Source organism: Amycolatopsis nalaikhensis (assembly GCF_030264295.1).
GTDB lineage: Bacteria > Actinomycetota > Actinomycetes > Mycobacteriales > Pseudonocardiaceae > Amycolatopsis > Amycolatopsis nalaikhensis.
In genome coordinates this window covers 5,914,878-5,931,738 of record NZ_CP127173.1, presented here as the reverse complement: position 1 = coordinate 5,931,738, position 16,861 = coordinate 5,914,878, and the positions used below count along the sequence as shown (strand labels likewise).

The following is a 16,861-nucleotide window of genomic DNA, read 5'->3' as shown; positions in this document are numbered from 1 at the left end:
GGGCTTAGCGGTGCTTCGGGAACTCCACCACCTGCTGATACGTCGGGCGGTTCTGCCATCCGATGTCCGGGACCTTCACCACGCCCAAGGGCGTGAACCGAATCGAATCGGCACACGCCGCGTCACCGGCGGCGCAGTTCCCGTCCGCCGGATAGACCTCCGCGGCCGGTTTGCCGATCGCTTCCTTGAGCGTCGTCAGCAGCGTGCTCTGACACTTCTCCAGCGTCCCGCAGAACCCGGTCGGCAGCGGACCATTCACCTGCTGCCCCAAAGTGGACCGCAGATCCTTGTCCACATAGGACCACCAACCGAGTTGAAAGGCCGATCCTCGGTGCGGAGCCGTCGACGTTCCCGGCAATGGAGCGGAGGGCGCCTCGTCGATCTGCAGGTTCTGCACCGCGGCGTCGTACAGCTCGTCGCCCATGACCGGTTGGAAGATCGCCTTCACCAGCAACGGCCACCACGCGTCCATGATCTTCACCGCGTTGGCGTCGAGGTAGGTCGACGACTCGGGCCCGGTGGTCCGCTTCGTCCCCCGATCCAGCCACCTCCGCAGGTCCGACAGCCCCTGCCGGAGCACGGGGTCGATCCGATCCGGAGCGCTGTCGATCACCTTCAACAAGTTCGGGAGGATCTTCTCGCCGCGAAGATCCGTGATCGCCGCGTCCGCCATCGCCTTCACCAGCGCGGCTCGGTCGATCTTGTTCCCGTTCGAGATCAGGTCCTTGACCCTCTTGTCGAGCAGGTCCGCGCGGTGCACGGAGCCGTCGCCGAAGTCTCCGTTGACCTGGTCTTCGGCTGATTTGTTGTTCCAGTTGACGTAATAGTCCTGGTCGATGGACCCGGGATGGTGCTCGGCCGGCACGCCTTCGCCGAGGTTGGTCGCCGGGTCCCAGTTCCGCCAGGAGGTCTCCGGCCCCGCCCACATCGGGAGGTTCGGGTCGACGTCGGCCGCCCGGACCGGCTCGAGACCGGAGTTGTAGTACGCGGTGTGCTTCGAGTCGACGTAGAACCAGTTGAAGGTGAACCCGATCGTCGACGCCGCCGTCTGGAAGTCCTCCGGGCCTTTGATCGCTTCCGGGTCGTTGAACCGCTTGAACCCGACCGCCGACTGCAATTCGTTGACGTAGGTCGACCGTAGTTCGGTATACGCGACCGGCTCCCCGCCCACGGTAGCGCGCTGCTTCACAATGCCGTACTTCGTCCGCCACACGTGCAGGTTGTCCGGGCTCGTCAGCGGCTCCATCGGCGCGCACTGGCCGTTGTCAAGATAACTGTTGGATTCCTTGCCTGCCGGGCTGCCGTCAGCGTTGCAGAGCTTCACGGCGTAGGTGTCGATGATGCTTTGATGCGCTGATGTGGCGCTCCAGGCGTAGTCCGGTCCGCGGCCGATCAGCACGTAGGGACCGGTGCCGGGGAACATGGCGCCCCGTGCGCTCAGGCCGGGGCCTTGAATCTCCTGGAGCATCAGGATTTCCGGTGCGAAGTACGCGGTCTGCGGCCCGAACACGGCGATCGGGTTGCCGCTCTTCGTGTGCACCCCGGACACCACGAGCGCGTTGGACATTCCCTTGTCCCGGCCGAGGAAGTTGCTTGGCCGGGTCGCCGCCTCAGCCTGCGAGCCGGCGTTCGAGGCACTGCTCGCACCCGGCTTGAAGGGTTCGCTCGTCATCGAGCCCGGATCGGGCATCGCCACGTGCTTCGGGTTCTTCGGGCTGATCCCGTACGGGGGTTTCGCGGCGCCGCGCTGCGTCACGGTCGTCTCCGGGTCGTTCGCTGCCCGGAGGGAATCCCATACCTGGTCGCCCAGCTGTGGGCCGTATTTCCGTTCCGCGGCGACCTTCGTCGCTGCGGCGAGCGCCTGTTCTCCGCCCGCCGCCCCGAACTGCCCACCCAGCAGCGTGATGAGCGCGACGACGTCGGTCGTCGTGAAGGGCGTCACCGACGGCATAACCGCGTTGAGCAAGCTGCTCGGATCCAGCTTTCCCTGAAGCACGTCCTTTCCCGAATATTCGACCGGAACGTCTTGCCGGAGCGGACTGTGCAGGACCTCATCGATGTATTTGTTGATCCCGGCCACGAAGGAATCAAGGTCGCCCACGACCTGCTTGCCCTCGTCCCCACTCGCCGCCAGCCGGTCCAACTGGGCACGCCGGTCCGCCTCGGTTTCCGCGATCACCGGCCACAGCTCGTCCTGGAAGCTCTCCACGGCCGTCCCGGCGAACTGCACCGCCGACCCCTTGGCCACGTGGCGCAGCAGGTCCATCGCGAAGAGCCGGTCCTGCGCGGCCGCGTACCCCGAGCCGAACGTGGCGCCCTCCCGCGTCGTGCTCTTGATATGCGGGATGCCGAAGGAGTCCCGGGAGATGGTGACGTCCGGCCGACCGCCAACCCCGATCCCGGCCGTGCGGTTCACATCGAATGCCGCCGAGTTCAGGAACTCGCCGAGTTTCTCGTCGGTCAGTCCGGGATAGCTCTTCCGCAACGAATCGTAACGCGCGGCCTGGTCGCTTCCGTGTGGGATTTCGTAAGGGGGCGGCGCGAGCTTGCTCAGCGCAATGTCTATTGCCTGCTTCCTCGACAAATTACCGGCTTGGCCGCCGGGCAGAATGTCATGGCATTGATCGCCACAGTAGTCGGCGTGGTCGGCCGCATCCGCTGTACCCGGTGACGCGGCCGCGACGACAGGCACAACCGTCATCGTCGCCAGGACGACGACGGTGGCCCGGCGGGCAAAACTTGTCTTGCGAGCGACTCTGCTCCTCGACATACCACACTCCTTGGTGCACGTCCCGTGGCGCGTACGGACGCTCCGACCCGAACTCGACGCCCGGCCAACGGTCTGGCGAATATAGCCGCTGTTGTGACCGATGCAATCCTCAAGTGAATAGACCACGGGCGATTGATGATAAGTTCACGCGCTGGGACCGCCGCGTCTCCCCGAAAAGCGCGGCCAGGCCACCGAATTGACCGAATGAAGGGACCAGCTTTAGTGAGCCCGACAGAGCGTCCTGCGCTGACGTCCCGAGACCGCCGCGCCGGCCGCGTGACAGTGCTCACCTCTCGCATGCCGCCGCTCCGACGTCCGAAATGAACTCTTCACGACTGCCGACCCTCAACGAGCTGAAGCGAAACCGTTCGAGTATCCTCCGCTCGCCGTTTCGGCAGCGGTAGCTCCTTCGCCGCGGACGCCGACCTTCTTGCTGCACGTGCCGAAATCACGGGTACGCTGTCAGTGGCTCGCCGAGCACAGTTGCCCTCCCGGCATGATTCCCGGCGAGGCCCGCGATTCCCCTTCGGCAGGCGTCCCAGGGACTACGTCTGCCGAAGGGGTTTCCGTCGGGGACGGGCCGATCGTTCCGCGCGGCCGGATGCGAGGCGGAAACGCTTCCGAAAGCCGTGCTGGACCTGGTGGTGTCGGGTCGCGCGGATCACCGAGCACGGCGGCCTCACGTGGGCGAACGGGACACCGTGGCCTACGAGGGCGCCATCACCGCCCGCCCCAACTGGGCCCAAGCATCGCAGCGAGGCGACGACCCGCTGGCCGGGGTTGACCCATCCAGCCGCTCGCGCGCCGATCGGTGCTCGTGATCATCCGATGCCATTGTTGAATAATTCATTGAAAGCCAATGACTAGTTGCAGTAGCCCGGACTACGCTTCCGCGCTTATTGTGGCAAATCCATGCGGTTGTGCAAGTGTTCGATTTCACCTGGTCGTCGTGTTGGACTTTCGGTGAATCGGGTAATCGTGCACCCGCGGTGTTCGATGGTGATGTTGTGGACGGACCTGCCGTGCTGTGGGCGTCGCTCAGCGTCCGCGGGAGGTTTCGTGGGTCCCTTGTGGTCTACCGATCGGCAGTGGGCGTTGCTGGCCCCGGTGCTGGTTGCGCTCGTGCTGAGTACCTTGATCGGGTTGGAGCGGGAAATTGGCAAGAAGTCCGCAGGTCTGCGGACGCACGCGTTGGTCGGCGTCGGATCAGCGGTCTTCATGCTGGTGTCGAAGTATGGTTTCGACGACTTCCTGGACAATCCGCACGTCTCCCTCGATCCCTCGCGAGTCGCCGCGCAGATCGTCTCGGGCATCGGTTTCCTGGGCGGCGGCTTGATCTTCATCCGGAGCGACGCAGTGCGCGGGTTGACCACGGCAGCGACGATCTGGGTTACCGCGGCGATCGGGATGGCGTGCGGAGCGGGGTTGCCGATTCTCGCCGCTGCGGGGACCGTTGGCTTCTTCCTGGCAACCCGGGGGCTGTCCCGCCTCGCGGTATTCGTCGCGACACATCGACGAGAGCCGCCGATGCTGCGGTTGAGCTATGACGACGGCCAAGGTGTTCTGCGGGCGGTTCTAGTGGCGTGCACCAGCCGGGGCTGGGCAGTAGAGGAAATCGTCGTCGAGCAGGAGACATTTTCCGACGACGGGCACAGGTCCACGGCAGTCACGCTGTATCTTGACGGGCGAGGCGACCTGGCCGACCTGACGGCGGAACTCTCCGAAGTGGCCGGCGTCCGCAGCGCGGTGGCTGGGCGGGCCGGCCAGGTCGACAGCTGAGGTACGACCACCAGTTGCTCATGGTCGGTTGCGTGGACTGATACTGCAATGGCAGTCAGGTGAGTGGGTAGCCAGGTCGTTTGCACTGGCAGAGGCGGGCATGGCGCTGTCGCCGGCAGCGGAGGCGTGACCAGACATGGTTGGCGTCGACGGCGGCACGCAGGACGAGTTGGTGAGCAGGCGCCGAATTTCCGGTGTCGCAGATCCGACTACGCCCGGCGCGCCGACACTGATTGCCCTTTACGGTGAGGGATCTGGTGGTTGCGAGCCAAGCATGAGCGAGCATCGACAACGTGATGCGGGCATACCACGCCTGCCACGGCCGGACCACGTAGTGGTCAAGCACAGTCTCGTTCTTGGCCCTGCCGGAAACGCTCCCCGATCCGCCATCGAGTCCCGGCGATCCAGCCCGGATCCAGTAGCGTCGAGCGACGGGTCCGCACGGACTGACGAAGGTGATCCGGCGTTCTTTCATTGCGCGGCGGGTCGAGGGGTGCGAGTGCGCCTTGTCCGCGACCACCGTCTACGGGCGGCACCGAGGACGCCCCGGCCCGATCCGGGCGACGCTGATGCCATCCAGCAGCGGAACCAGCTGCGGGTTGTCGCCCGCCTGCCCGGCGTGAGCAGGAACCGCATCGGCAGGCCACGCCTGTCGACGGCCAGGTGCATTCTTGGTGCTCAGCCCGACGCGGGACCGGCTGACTCCTTCGCCGTCGAGGGCGAGGGGTTCGACCTGCTCGCTGCGTCCACCTCTTCCGGGCACAAGCGGCATGCTGGTGGGTCCGGACCACGCTCGAGTCCACCGAGTTGATCCATTCGAGGTCGCTGACGGCGTCGTCTTTGACGATCACCCAGTCGAGGTTCCGACCCCAGGAGCCGTCCTTGGTCCACAACCGCAGCCGCTCATGCGCGGTCTTCCAGGGCCCATATCGTTCGAGCAGGTCCCGCCACGGAGCGGCGGTGCGCAGTTTCCACAGGATCGCGTGGATCACCTGACGGTGATCACGCCGCCGCCAGCCACCAACCTGCACCGGCGGCAGCAACGGCTCGATCTCCGCCCACGCCTCATCCGTCAATTCACCGCGACCAACCACCGAGCACAAATACCAGGGGCCCAGCTCACCCGCTTGCAGGACATGCCTTAGTCGTCTTCGCGCGGGCCGTGCGCGCCGTGGCCGACCGACAGTCGCCGCCACACCCGGGCAGGCAGGCCCGCGATCCGCTCGTCCGCCCGAGTCCCGCCGCCGGCGGTGGTGATCAGCAGGTCGTTGACCTTGGTCGCCGACACATACCCGGTGTGGCACTGCTCTGACCGCACCTTCAGGTACTTGGCCTGCCCATACGCCTTGTCGTCGGTGATCCACGCGACCGGCACCCGTGCCTCGAGCGCCCGCGCCAGCACGCCGCCGCGTAACGCGGCTTCGTGTCGAACTCGATCTCATCCAGGATCCCGGCCCGGCCGGCGATCCACAGCTCCGGCAGATACGACTCCTGATCGATCAACGCCCAGCGATGTCTCCCCCTCTTCCGTTCATTTCACGCAAAGGACGAGAATGCTGCCGCGCGACCAATAGCTGAACGAATCGTCGTCCGCGAGCCCCGCGGTCGACCAGCGGACCTCCGGAAGCCGCCGAACAATTTGGAAATTTTCCGTCAGCCGAGCAGGAGGAACTCTCGGCCGGACCGGCGCGGTCGCGCGGAAAGGCTTCAGAACCGACGATGGGCACCCGCCTATCCCAAGGCAGGCGCCCATCGCGTTCAGCCCCCTGTCCGCGAGGGAGACGACACCCGGCCGGCCTACGGACGGGGTTCCGTGGGCCGGCCGGGCTGCTCTGACACCGCGAAGAACTGACGCCCCGGAATCCCGGCTCCCTGGCCGGAAGGAGGACCTGCCAGCGGTGCTCTCGCCAATATTCTGCCCGAATCGGCACTCCGCGCCACCGTCCAGCGAAAGCTGGTGAGGTATTTCCCGGGCGCCGGAACAATTCTTCACCCGGCCGCTAGACGGCGAGGTCAGGACACGCTTCTGATCGGCAAGACACAGAACGCGGCGGCGAGTCCGGCGATGGCGGACGCGAGGAACAACGCCGGGAAACCGCCCAGCGACGTGATGAGGACCCCGCCGATCGCGGCGGCGACGATCACCGGCAGCGCGCTCGAGAGCTGAAGGACGCCGAGGTCTTTGCCGCGGTCTTCGGCGTGCGGCAGCACCTGCGTGACCACCGCCTGATCGACGGAAAGGTAAGCGCCATAGCCGAATCCGAGCAGCGAAGCGCCCGCGATCGCGGCCGGGAAGGTCGGAACGAAAGCGAGGATCAGCGCGGCTGCCCCCTGCGCCGCCGAGGACCACACGACAATCCGCTTCCGCTTTCCGGTGCGATCCGAGTAGCGGCCGACCGGGATCGCGACGACGACGATGCCCGCCGTATAGCACACCAGGAGAACCAAGGTGCCAAGGTCGGGGTCGAAGCGCACCGCGTCTTTCAGGTACTGGTACAGGAAAATCTGCGCGAGCGCGTTCGACAGGTTGATTAGCGCCCGCTGCCCGCACGCCCAGGCGAAGTCCGCACTGCGCAGCGGCATGAAGACGCCGAGGGTGATAGCGCGGAGGGCCAGCGGAGGGCGTTCCGTCCGCCGCAACGGTATCCCGCGAGTGAGGAACCCGAACGGAAGCACGCACAGGAGGAGCAGCAGGGCCAATCCGACGTAGGCGTCGAGGATGCCGGTGAGCAGGAACGTGACCGCCGCGACGCCGATCAGCGGCCCGCACGCGGTGCCCACCGCGAAGTAGCTCGAGACCCTGGCCCGTTGGTTGACCGGTACGTCGTCGGGGACCGCTGCGGACAGCGCGACGAAGACGACGGCGAAACCCGCCGTGAAGGCGGTCCACCCGACGACAACGCCCGCAATGCTGTGCTGCGAGCCTTGAAACACGAACGCGACCGCGCAGAGCACGACGCCGCAGAGGACCCAGACCTGCCTGCGGCCAGTGCGATGCAGAGTGCGGTCGGACAGCGCGCCGGCCAGAATCGAGACGATCACGGTTGCCACGGAGGCACACGCGTTGGCCCAGCTCTGCACGACCACCGCGGCGTCCTGGTCGCTGGCGATCGCGTTCGCCTGACGCGGTAGCACGATCTGCTGCGCGCCGTAGTTGGCGAGGAACAAGCCGAGGTTCGCCATCGCCCAGGAGAACGTCCACTGGCGACCGACCGGACGCAGCGGTTCGTCCAACGCGGACCGGCCGCCCGCAGCGGCCACGCCCGCGGTCATGGCTGCCCCAAGGTCACGGTCGCGAACACCGGATTGTGGTCGCTCGCCGGCCCGCCCGGTCCGAACGCGACTGTGGAGGTGGTGATCCGCGGGACCGGCCGCCGTCCGTTTTCGTTGATCGAGCCCACATAGTCCAGCACATTGCGATAGCCCGGCTGAGACCGGGCCACGAGCAGGTTTCGCTTGCTGTCGAACGTGTACCCGTGCATGCCGCCGTCCGGTTCGAGGCGGCCGCCGACCGCCTCGGCCGCTTCGGTCGGATCCGGGCCGGGCTCGCCGGGGACACCGCGTGCGTCCGATTTGTAGTACTCGACGTTCAGATCTCCGGCCAGCAAGACGAGTGCCTCCGGCGGCGCCGTCCTCGTGACGAATTCACGCAGCTCCCTGAGCTGTTCCAGGCGCACTTCGCGGGTCTCCGACACCGGCATCGGCGGCTCGTCGGCCTGCAAATGTGTCGCGGCCAGCCAGATCCGGCCCATCGGCGTGTCCAGCTCCACCAGCGCGACCCCTTTGTGGCACAACGCGTCTTGGGTTTTCGGATGGAACGCACGGTACAGGTGCTGCCCACGCCACCCGAACGGGTACCGGCTCAGCACCCGCACTCCGCCGCCCACCAGCCCCCGCAGCGGCGAGAGCGCAGGCACCGGGCTGTCCCACTTCCGGCGCCCCCGAAACGCGCCGATCTGTGGCGAAGCACGATAGCCGTGCCGAGTCAGCCGGGAAACCAGCCGCCCGGCAGGCGACAACCCGAACGCTTCATTCAGGACCACAATGTCCGGATCGGCGAAGCGCACGACCTCCACGGCCCAATCCGCCCGGCGGCGGCCGCGAAAGGAGGCCGAGACGAGCGGGAGCTGCAGCACGTTGAATGTCAGTAGACGAAGCATCGGGTGCATGCCTCCCGCCCTGTTCGGTGTGAAGACCCATGCGGGGACCGGACCAACACCGTAAACGAAACATGAAAGCGGTTCAAGTTTCCCCGATCGCGTCCCCCCTTTTCGGGTGAGGCCTCCGCATTCTCCGACGGCCGGATGAACGGCTCAGGCTCGCTGCGGTCGGCCGGAGTCAGGCGGGAGTCCCGGTTTCCTGTCGCGGAGCGGTCGCGGGCAGCGTCACGCGAAGCTCGAACCGGTCGCCGTCGGCGTCGGTGTCAGCGTCGTACGTCCCGCCGACACGCTCGACCCGTTCGGCGATGCCCGCCAGCCCGTGCCGGGGTGCCGCCGAATCTGCCGCGAGCAATCCGTCGTTGGCGATCACGAACTCGAAGCGGTCTCCGACGCGGATCAGCTCCAGCTCGCAGTTCACCGGCTGGCTGTGTTTCAGGATGTTCGTCACCGCTTCCCGGACCACCCAGGCCAGCGTTTCGGCGAGCGCTCCCTCGGGTTGTTCGCCGATCCGGATCCGGCAGGCGGCGCCGCGCGACTCCAGCAGGTCGATCGCCGCGGCGAGTTCGGCGTCCAGGTCGGCGACCAGTGTGCCGTGCGCGATGCCGCGCATATCCTGCAAGGCTTGTTGTGCCAGCACATGCGCGGCTTTGCTTTCCCGGCTGGCCTGCGCGGTGTCGACCGCCGCGAGCCGCTCCGCCAGTTCGGTGCGCAGCATGATCGACACGAGATTGTGCCCGAGCCGGTCATGCAGATCCCGGGAAATACGGGTGCGTTCCTTCTGCACGGTCAGCCGCGAGATCTCGGCGTTCGCCGCGGCCAGCTCGACCGTGCGGGCGGCCAGCCACGCCGTGGCCCGCACGGCGATCGCGCCGACGACGCCGACGACGATGGACTGCACGACCGCAAGGGTGTTCGGGCTGGACGAATCGGGCATCGGCCACCACAAGAACAGCGCGAGCGAGACCATTCCGATGCCGGCGCAGACCACCCATACCCACTCACTACGCGCAAGGACGAGCAAGAGCACGCAGATCATCGCGATGGAGCCGGCGGGGCCTGGCGCGTCGTGGAAGACGATCGCGACGAAGGACGCGATCAGCGTGGTCACCGCGATCAGCGGCCACGTTTGCCGGAAGGGCACGCCGGCCGCGCGAAACACCAGCCCGTGCATGCAGATCAGCGTCTGCAGCAAGATCAGCCCGGCGTACCAGACTGACAGCGAAAAGCTGCCGGACGCCTCCAGGACCTTCGTCGCGCCCGGCGTGACGACCCCGCCCACGACGATCCCCGCGATGCCGATGGCGGCGAGGGCGAACGCCCGGCCGCCGACGCGAACGGTCCGCCAGTAGAGCGCCTTGCCCAGCACCGGCCACAGCAAGTGTTTCACCTGATGCCCCGTCCCCTCCTCGTCCGCCGGACGTGCCGCGTCGGCGCGCGATGCTAACCCCGTCGCTCGGGCCGTACCGAGTCACGTCATTCGTCCGAGTGACGGAGACCGGGCAAGCGGGCACCGGATCACCCGGGACTGCCCTGCCCAGGCGCAGCAGCGCGCGCAGGTAGCCGAGGTGAAAGAACATCATGGACAACCCGCGCGCCAGGACCACGGCTTCGTGGTGGACCTGGCCGGCGTCCTCCTCGCGGTAAGTCGCCGACGGGTCGAGGCCGACCAGTCGCAGCGGCTCGTTCGACCGGGTCGCCCAGCTGGGTTGCCAGGCGATCGCCGCCACTTGGCCGCAAACCGAGTACTGCACTCCGCGTTCGCCGAGCCGGTGCAGCTCGCTGCAGCCGTGCTGGATCCCGATCCAGTCGGGCGCCTCGCTGTTGCCGGGGGTCGATGAGCGCGTAGACGCCGCGCACGTGGTCGATCCACAGCCGGTCCGGGTCATCGTCCCCCGGCCATCCGGCGCCGGCGAACGGCCGCTTGAAGTCCCCCTTCGAGAAAGGAAGGTCGCTGTCGGGGTCGACCATCTCCGGTTCGACCCGGATTCCGAACTCCACGCTCGGCTGCCAGTCGCCGAGTCCGGGCCGCTCGCCGGTGCGGGCGCCGAACCAGCCGTCGGCCTCCCACGAGTTGAACAGCCTCAGCGGGGTCCGCTCCGGCGCGGGCAGCACGTGCCCCCGGATGTGCTGATGCCGGCGGCGGCTGGCCCCGCCGAACCCGTCCGGCGCGTACATCCCGGCGAACACTCGCGTCTCCAGCTCGGCACCCGGATCGAGCCGCCAAGTAGGCCCGCCGGTGAACCCGGCTCGACCGGCAGGGTCGCGGCTGAGCGTGATCCGCCGGCTCCCGCTCCATGCGAGCACGCCGCTCCACACCTCGCCGTGCTCCTCGGCCGCGGTACCGTCGTCGATCATCGACCACGGGTCGACGCGGTGCCCGGTGTGCCCGAGCCGGCTGGTGAACGCCATCTCGCCGATGGCCAGTTCGGTGCGCCGCAGCTTGAACTCGCTGCCCTGGGCACCGCTCACCTGGTGGACCCGGTACCCGCCGAGCACCGGCAACGACCACGCCGCCGAATGCGAGACCCCCCAGCCGCCGTCCTCATACCGCAGTTGCAGCGAGGGAGCGTCGCTCCGTGTGCCGCCCTCGACCGCGTATTCCTGCGCGCCGGGATCGGGCCCGGGGTCCCCGCTGTCAGGCCTCCGCTCGGGCACCGCGATGCCGCGCGCCTGCTCCAGCGTCAGCGGGACTCCCCCATGGACTGCGCGCGGGACGTCAGTGGAGTCCAGCATCAGCACGTACCCGCTCAGTGGGGTGCGCAGCAGCCACAGCCGCGCCGCCGGATCGTCGACGACCGACTGGTCAGGCCGGACCGCGTCTCGCGAAGGCCGGTCCGCAGGTCGGTCCGCCATGGCCACTCCTCGGTCGCAGGTGGACGGCCATCAGACATGAATCTTTGTCACATTTAGGCCTGACGCGAGCATACCTGACGTAGTCGGCGCCAGCTGGATACAGCGATGCAAGCAGACCCGGACATCCCCGGCAGCGACGGCCCGGGGGTCACGCAGCGTCGCTCGATGACGCGGCCGCGGATCAGGCCGCCAACGCAACGCTGCCCCAGGAAAGGCCCGTGAATTCCTGGCCGGGCCTCTCCTGGGGCAGCTCGATTGCCGCATCGGTCATCGCGCTCGACACCGCAACGGCACCGGCCGGGCCGCCCGCGCGGTCAGCTATCGAATCAGACAAAACTCCAGGATCGGGTAGCGAGGGCCGTCAACAAGCTGTTGATCTGCTGCACCAAGCTGGGCGCCCTGCTGTCATCAGTAGCCGGAAGGGCACCGGGCAGCTGTGGTCCTGCTTCGTACACGCGCGGCTCTGCGGCCATCGGTGCAGCCAGGGAGGGCACGTCCGCCATCGGCACACCCTGGCAGACCACGTCGTTCCCCGGCAGCACCCCTTGCTGCAGGTATCGGTTCACCACGACGTCAGCACACGAGTTGTGTCCGGCCACCCCGTGGTCTCCCGCGTTGATCACAGTCACCATGCGAGTGGCGGGGTTGCTCCGATGAGCCGCGAGCGCTCCCTCGTAGGCGGTCGCCGGGTCGAGGGTGTCCTGCAACATCAGTGCGCCCAGCGCGGTCTGGCCGGTCACCGGCGTCAGCCCGACCGGCTGGTAGGGCCAGTAGTTGCAGGGAGAAACGGCGAGCCCAGGGGCGAGCAGCGGATTGTCCTTGGCCTGCTTCCTGGCGAACTCAACCCAGTAGTCCTCTCCGCGCCAGGCGGTGTCATTGCACGTGATCGCAGTGAACACCGTGTCGGATTCGGTGGGCGGATTGGTGTCGGGGAAGACCCTTTTAACCACGCCTAGGATCTGGGAGAGCAGGTCACTGCTGTCATCCACCGGCTTGTCGCTCTGGACCGCTTTATTCAACGTTTGAAGCACACTCCCCACCCCCGGAAAGTTCGTCGAGCTGTAGAGCGAACGCGTCACGGCGTTGTCGAGGTCGTTCGGCGTCCGCTTGCCCAGTTTGCCTTGGCCGGCGGCCACACGGATCGCCTCGTAGGTCTCCTTGACCTTGTCCGGGGTATCGCCGAGGCCGTAATTGGCGTCGTGCCGGGACAGCCACGGGAGGAACTGCTCGTCGAACCGCCGCTGAAACGCCATGGGCTGCATCTCGAACGTGGTTTGCCAGGACTCGGAGAACTGCGCGTTGGAATCGAGGACGAACCTGCCGGCTCGGTCCGGGAAGACTTTCTGATACTGGGCGCCGAGCCATGTTCCGGCGGAAGTGCCCTGGTAATCGATCTTCTGCGCACCCAGCAGCACCCTACCCAGGTCCATGTCGCGAACGGTCTGCTCCGTGGTGATATAGGGCAGAATGTCGCCGTGCTTCGCGGCACAGTCGGCAACCCACCTCTTCGCGTCCGCACGCGCCTTGGTGATCGCAGCATCGGACAGATCTCGCGAGTCGGCCGCCGCCTGCACGTCGTCGCAGTCCACCCGCGTTCCCAGCCCGGTCCCGCGCGGGTCCACCGCTACGAAGTCATGGTCGACCAGCAATTGCGGTTGCCCGATTGCCGTACTCGCCGGGAAGGGGAACCCGGCGCCGCCCGGTCCCCCTGGGTTGATGAACAGCTGGCGCTTCGGCCCGAACTGGTCGTCCTTGCTGACCCGAGTGATGCCGACCTTGATGTCCCCCAGATCCTGGTGATGGTAGTCCTTGGGTGCGACGAACGTCCCACATTTCTGCCGGAGCGGCACCGGCGACGCCGCCGCGAGGGTTTTGCTGATACCAGGACAATCACCCCACGCGATCTGCTGGTCGAGGTACCTCGCCGCCACCGGAGGAGCACCCTCGGCCGCACTGGCCGGAGCATTCGCGACAAGGACCAAAGAGCCCGACAACACGGCGGCGGCCAGGGCGGCCAGGAATGCTTTCTTCGGTACTTTCATCCACACTCCTCAAGTAGCGAACCAGACATCGGGACAACCCCCTGCTTCAGGACCTCCCCGAGATAACGAGAAGCTCGCCTGCCGGTCCGCGCGCTTCTCGCCGTTTAGCCGCGGGTTCACGAACCCTACTCGGACTGGTTGCCAGCTGTCAGGTGAAGCATACAACGAGTAGACGATGATTTATTCACGCCGCGTGTCCCGAATCGGACACCGCGATTATCCCAGACGGAAAGTGTGTAAAAATCATCATACAGACGTTATTTATTTCACGACAAACTCGGCAGACGTTGACCCAAAGCTGTCTCCTGTGCCCGAACGCCATACCAAAGTTCCCCCCCGACATAGTGGTTTCTTTCTCTTCGCCATCGGTTTACTGACGGACCGTTTTACGGTGATTGCTTCGTGCAGGTGAATCAGAGGAGAGGTTTCTCGTGCCCAAACAGACCCGAATTCTCGGACGGGCGTTCGTCGCCGTCGGCGCTCTCGCGGCGCTCGTGACGGCCACGGCCGTTCCTGCGGCCGCGGCCGAGCCGTCCGCGGCGAATGTCTCGTCTGTGGAGCAGGACGTCGACCGGCTGTACCAGGAGGTCGCCGATCTGCTTCAGACACCGCGGCCAGCCAAGGTGCTGAGCAACAGCAAGCCGCTGCTCGCTTCCCCGATCCCGGAGCCCGGCAAGAAGTCCAGCCCCGCAGTGGCTGGGAGTCCGGACTGCACCCAGGGGTCACTACTCACCGAGGTAGACAAACTCGCAGAGCACCTCACTGAGACGGAGCTCGACGCGGCCGGGGCGCTCAGCAGGCTTGTCGAACTTTACGCGAGCACAGTCGCCACAGACAAAAGCCCGCAGGTCTTCGGCACCGATGGTCAGTACACACCCCGCGCCACCGCGGCGATCGACAAGCTCCGCGGGTTCTGGAACATCGAGAGCTGGAACATCCAACTGGTCGCGATGAAGGGCACCGACGCGGGCAGTCCGGAGAAGATGACGCAGACGTTCGCGCTCGGCTTCGACCCGGCACGCGCGGCGGAGGCCGGTGAATTGGCGACCAAGGTGACCAACGAGATCCCTGTATTGCAGGGTGGCCGGAACCCACTGTTGTCCCTTAACGCGTACTCGTATGACGCCGACAACCCCGGCGGAAAGCGCATCACGCTCGGCGACGGCCTGCTCAACGTGAACAACCGCTCCGGCTTCGACGACGTCTCGGTAGAAGCAGTCCTCGGGCACGAGTACGGCCACCAGGTCGACTTCGCCAACGGCAACTTTCCGGGCGACGAGTCCGGCGAAATGGGCCCGGACGCATACGCCGGCTACTTCCTCGCCCACGCCAAGGGCGAGGCCTGGGACGCCCGCGCCCAGCAGGAAGTCACCTATCTCAACGCGTCGATCGGCGACTGCGAGCACAGCCACGGCACCCCTGAACAGCGCAAGGCCGCCGGAGCGTGGGGTGAGCAGCAAGCCCTCAAGCAATTCAACCCGAACCAGATCGTCCCTTCCGCCAAGATCATCGAGCGGTTTCAGCAGCAATACCCGAAGCTGATGCGCACGCAGAACGCCGCGCACTGACCCCGCCGTCCGCCCGCGGAACAGTCCGCCGAGCGGTCTGCCCTCGGCTGGACCACACGGGTTTACTGCAAGTCTCGCCACCCGGCGAGGCACATGCCGACGGCGGTCCGATTGTCGGGACAGCCTGAAATCAGTCGGACAAGCGTCGCCGGGGACTGGGCGGTTCCAGTCTCCGGCGACGTTACGGGCGCGGGCCCGTTTCGCACCGGAGGAACAATTCATTCACCACGATCAGGAGTGTTCATGACTGCACCACCTCGCTGGCGCCGTCCGGTAGCGGCCGTGGCGGCCGCCGTCACCGCGCTGACGCTCGGTGCGGGCGTCGCCTCCGCCGGACAGATCGGCGGAGACCAGCCCGCCCCCGGCGCGGACGGCGCCGGAGACAGCTACTACCCCCAAGATGGCAACGGCGGATACGACGTGTCCGACTACGACCTCAAAGTCACCTACGCACCGAACAGCCGCGAGCTGACCGGCCTGCAAACGGTCAAGGCGACCGCGACCCAGTCGCTCAGCTCGTTCAACCTCGACCTCAAGGGCCTGACCGTCGACTCGGTGAAGGTCAACGGACTACCGGCGCAGTTCTCCCGCACCGGCGACCACGAACTCGTGATCACCCCGGCCAACCCCCTCGTGCGCGGCCTGCGCTTCACCGCCGAGGTCGCTTACCACGGTGTCCCGCAAGCGATCGACGCCCCGGGCCTCGGCCCGAACGGCTGGCAGTACACCAAGTCCGGCGGCGTGTTCGTGGCGGGCGAGCCGAAATCGGCCACCACCTGGTATCCGGTCAACGACACCCCACGTGACAAGGCACAGTTCCGGCTGTCGGTCACGGTCCCGGACGGGTGGGGCGTGATCGGCAACGGCCGCGAGGCAGGCACCTTCAAAACCGCCGCGGGCACGACACATGTCTGGTCTGAGAGCACGCCGGCCGTGCCGTACCTGACCACGATCGCGATCGACAAGTTCGAGTTCAGCAAGCGCCAGCGCGCCGACGGCACCCCGATCATCAGCGCGTTCGCCCCCGGCACGCCGGAGCCGACCAAACAGGCCGACGCGAAACTGCCTGAAGTCCTCGACTTCCTCGAATCGAAGTTCGGCAAATACCCGGTGGACGCCGCCGGCGGCATCTACCCCGACGCGCAGATCGACTTCTCACTCGAAACGCTGAGCCGCCCAACCTACTCTAGCAGGATGGGCGACGTCGACACGATCGTGCACGAGAACGCCCACCAGTGGTGGGGCGACTCGGTGTCCGTCGACCGATGGAAGGACATCTGCCTCAACGAATGCTTCGCTTCCTACGCTACGTGGCTGTGGGATCAAGCCAAGAACGGCAAAGACCTCGACGCCGAGTACCTCAAGGAGGTCTCCGCGCCCGGCGACTGGTTCTGGGCGCCCAAGCTGTATGACATGGGCCCGGGCAACGAGTTCTACTACCCGGGCGTGTACCGCAAGGGCCCGGTCATGGTGCACGCGCTGCGCAAGTACATCGGGCAGACCGCGTTCGACCAGGTGCTCAAGACCTGGCCCGCCCTGCATCGCGACGGAAACGCCAGCATGCAGCAGTTCCAGCGCTACGTCGAAACGGTGTCGCACAAGAATCTGCAGGGCTTCTTCGACGCCTGGATCTACGGCAACGACAAGCCCGCACCGGAATACCTCTACCCGGGCGACCTGAAACCAGCG

The 16,861-nt window shown here is 66.6% G+C and carries 9 protein-coding genes and 3 pseudogenes; 3 read left to right on the top strand and 9 right to left on the bottom strand.

The window, feature by feature from the left end; genetic code table 11:
* Positions 1-4 precede the first annotated feature (4 nt).
* Positions 5-2,770, bottom strand: a complete 2,766-nt coding sequence (locus QP939_RS29045) for a penicillin acylase family protein (RefSeq protein ID WP_285449376.1) — start codon at positions 2,768-2,770, stop codon at positions 5-7.
* Between the two features lie 1,095 nt (positions 2,771-3,865).
* On the opposite strand from QP939_RS29045, the gene QP939_RS29040 reads away from it, so the two are divergent.
* A complete protein-coding gene (locus QP939_RS29040; protein ID WP_434219581.1) occupies positions 3,866-4,549 on the top strand; it encodes an MgtC/SapB family protein in 684 nt (227 codons plus the stop codon).
* Positions 4,550-4,784: 235 nt separating this feature from the next.
* On the opposite strand, the pseudogene QP939_RS29035 reads toward QP939_RS29040, so the two are convergent.
* The 8 genes and pseudogenes from QP939_RS29035 to QP939_RS29005 all read right to left on the bottom strand — a co-directional run.
* Positions 4,785-4,983 (bottom strand): annotated as a pseudogene (locus QP939_RS29035) (IS701 family transposase); the annotation flags it as partial.
* 441 nt (positions 4,984-5,424) lie between these two features.
* Positions 5,425-5,643, bottom strand: a pseudogene (locus tag QP939_RS51925) (transposase); the annotation flags it as partial.
* A gap of 47 nt (positions 5,644-5,690) precedes the next feature.
* Complete coding sequence (locus tag QP939_RS29030; RefSeq protein WP_285449374.1) at positions 5,691-5,951, bottom strand: hypothetical protein; 261 nt, start codon at positions 5,949-5,951, stop codon at positions 5,691-5,693.
* 611 nt (positions 5,952-6,562) lie between these two features.
* Positions 6,563-7,822, bottom strand: a complete 1,260-nt coding sequence (locus QP939_RS29025; protein WP_285449373.1) for an MFS transporter — start codon at positions 7,820-7,822, stop codon at positions 6,563-6,565.
* A complete protein-coding gene (locus QP939_RS29020) occupies positions 7,819-8,718 on the bottom strand; it encodes an endonuclease/exonuclease/phosphatase family protein (RefSeq protein ID WP_285449372.1) in 900 nt (299 codons plus the stop codon). The genes QP939_RS29025 and QP939_RS29020 overlap by 4 nt, the downstream gene beginning before the upstream one ends.
* A 169-nt stretch (positions 8,719-8,887) precedes the next feature.
* Complete coding sequence (locus QP939_RS29015; protein WP_285449371.1) at positions 8,888-10,096, bottom strand: sensor histidine kinase; 1,209 nt, start codon at positions 10,094-10,096, stop codon at positions 8,888-8,890.
* A gap of 128 nt (positions 10,097-10,224) precedes the next feature.
* Positions 10,225-11,562 carry a glycoside hydrolase family 36 N-terminal domain-containing protein gene (locus QP939_RS29010; RefSeq protein WP_285449370.1) on the bottom strand — a complete coding sequence of 446 codons (1,338 nt, stop codon included), beginning with the start codon at positions 11,560-11,562 and terminating at the stop codon, positions 10,225-10,227.
* 326 nt (positions 11,563-11,888) lie between these two features.
* Positions 11,889-13,604, bottom strand: a complete 1,716-nt coding sequence (locus QP939_RS29005; RefSeq protein ID WP_285449369.1) for an alpha/beta fold hydrolase — start codon at positions 13,602-13,604, stop codon at positions 11,889-11,891.
* Positions 13,605-14,035: 431 nt separating this feature from the next.
* Between QP939_RS29005 and QP939_RS29000 the strand changes: the two genes are divergently transcribed.
* Positions 14,036-15,172 carry a M48 family metalloprotease gene (locus QP939_RS29000; protein WP_285449368.1) on the top strand — a complete coding sequence of 379 codons (1,137 nt, stop codon included), beginning with the start codon at positions 14,036-14,038 and terminating at the stop codon, positions 15,170-15,172.
* Between the two features lie 243 nt (positions 15,173-15,415).
* A pseudogene (locus QP939_RS28995) lies at positions 15,416-16,861 on the top strand (M1 family metallopeptidase); the annotation flags it as partial.

Excerpts from the sequence above, each read along its gene's own strand:
- QP939_RS29045 (WP_285449376.1), bottom strand. The coding sequence starts at position 2,770 with ATGTCGAGGAGCAGAGTCGCTCGCAAGACAAGTTTTGCCCGCCGGGCC.
- QP939_RS29025 (WP_285449373.1), bottom strand. The coding sequence starts at position 7,822 with ATGACCGCGGGCGTGGCCGCTGCGGGCGGCCGGTCCGCGTTGGACGAA.
- QP939_RS29020 (WP_285449372.1), bottom strand. The coding sequence starts at position 8,718 with ATGCACCCGATGCTTCGTCTACTGACATTCAACGTGCTGCAGCTCCCG.
- QP939_RS29010 (WP_285449370.1), bottom strand. The coding sequence starts at position 11,562 with ATGGCGGACCGACCTGCGGACCGGCCTTCGCGAGACGCGGTCCGGCCT.
- QP939_RS29005 (WP_285449369.1), bottom strand. The coding sequence starts at position 13,604 with ATGAAAGTACCGAAGAAAGCATTCCTGGCCGCCCTGGCCGCCGCCGTG.